The organism is Sporosarcina sp. Y352 (genome assembly GCF_056786535.1).
Genome location: NZ_JBXCJE010000046.1, coordinates 1 through 515 on the forward strand (window position 1 = coordinate 1; position 515 = coordinate 515).

The window sequence follows — 515 nt, forward strand, 5'->3', positions numbered from 1 at the left end:
CCCTCGTAATATATTGATTCTATTCCTTCACCGATGACAACTAGACGAGCCTCCATTTTAACGTATTCTGGCATCCAGTTGACCATTCCATAAGCCTATTGAAATAAATACGGGTTTTTAAATCCGTTGATCGGGACATAACCTTTCATTCTATATACTGTTTCCGGTAATGATTTTACCCAGTTCTCAAACTCTTCTTTATTCACGCTATTCGTAAATGTTAGAAGATGGTTAAAAGCGTAGTGTGCACAATCAATTTAAATGGTTTGCTAAAACTGTAATATAATAAAAAAAGAGTCATCCTCTGTACTGGAATGCTTCCAATGCAAAGGACAACTCTTCGATTATATTATTTTTGGATAAACTGTTGTGTCCAGTAATTACCGTTTTTGTCATAACCGATACCAATGTGAGTGAATTCAGGTGTTAAGATATTTTGTCTATGTCCTGGTGATTCCATCCATCCTTTTACAACCTCTTCAGCTGAACGTTGACCCATCGCAATGTTTTCTGCT

1 protein-coding gene and 1 pseudogene are annotated in these 515 nt (G+C 36.3%); both read right to left on the minus strand.

The window, feature by feature from the left end; translation table 11 throughout:
- A pseudogene (locus AC1TO6_RS21150) lies at window positions 1-227 on the minus strand (CobW C-terminal domain-containing protein); the annotation flags it as partial.
- A 122-nt stretch (window positions 228-349) separates the two neighbouring features.
- Window positions 350-515 (minus strand): CAP domain-containing protein (locus AC1TO6_RS21155; protein ID WP_482103549.1); only part of this gene is annotated, 166 nt, incomplete at its 5' end.